The sequence below is a fragment of the Rhizobium sp. SVR5-2C genome (assembly GCF_056755115.1).
Genome location: NZ_JBNDHT010000306.1, coordinates 1 through 899, shown reverse-complemented (window position 1 = coordinate 899; position 899 = coordinate 1). Strand labels below are relative to the sequence as shown.

Sequence of the window (899 nt, the reverse complement as noted above, 5' to 3'; positions counted from 1 at the left end):
GCATCATGTATGCCGGTCGCCTTGTCGAAGAGGGCCGGACGGCAGACGTTTTTGCGGATCCGATGCATCCTTATACCGCGCACTTGATCGCGAGCCTTCCGCGCGTGGGAAAAGTCAATACGCGTGAAGCTCTTCCCGGTTCGCCGCCGAATCTCGGCGCGCCACCAGCCGGATGCCGCTTTCACCCGCGATGCCCTCTGGCGATGGACATATGCCGTCGCGAGAATCCGCCAATGACAACATTGGCTCCTGATCACAGGGTCGCCTGTTTCGCAGCCAGCCCGAGCCTTGACGGGCGATCGTCGGCTGGGGGGAAGACGGAAATGCCGGCAAGATCGGAGGCGACGCCATGAGCCGGATGCTTCTGAACGTCAGCCATGTCAGCAAGACTTATACGCGCGGCGGCATCTTCGGCCGCAAGGCATTTCAAGCGGTGAGCGACGTCAGCTTCGCTCTCGCAGGCGATCCGCCCGAAGTCTTTACCATCATTGGCGAATCCGGCAGCGGCAAGACCACGCTCGCGCGTATGATGTTGAAGATGACGACGCCGACAATCGGCGAAATCCGCTTCAAGGGGCAGGACATTTCCGCCATCCGCCACCGCGGGGCGCGGCTTGCTTTCATGAAGGAGGTGCAGCCGATCTTTCAGAACCCGTTCGAAGCCTTCAATCCTCTCAAGCAGGTCGACCGTTACCTCCTGATGACCGCCCGGAACTTTGCAGAGGCGAAATCCCAAGCTGACGCGGATCGGGCCGCGGACAATGCCTTGCAGAAGGTTGGTCTGTCCATGGCGGAGGTCCGGGGCCGCTTTCCGCACGAGCTGTCCGGCGGCCAGCTTCAGCGCGTTGCCGTCGCCCGGGCTTTGATATCGGGGCCTTCGCTCATCCTGGCCGACGAAC

2 protein-coding genes are annotated in these 899 nt (G+C 62.0%); both read left to right on the top strand.

Features of this window, described 5'->3' with window-relative positions; translation table 11 throughout:
* The coding region (locus ACPYOI_RS35820; protein ID WP_481424142.1) for an oligopeptide/dipeptide ABC transporter ATP-binding protein at positions 1–353 on the top strand (353 nt) is incomplete at its 5' end.
* Positions 350–899, top strand: a 550-nt coding sequence (locus tag ACPYOI_RS35815) for an ATP-binding cassette domain-containing protein (protein WP_481424141.1), incomplete at its 3' end; no start/stop codon positions are given. The genes ACPYOI_RS35820 and ACPYOI_RS35815, both read left to right, overlap by 4 nt.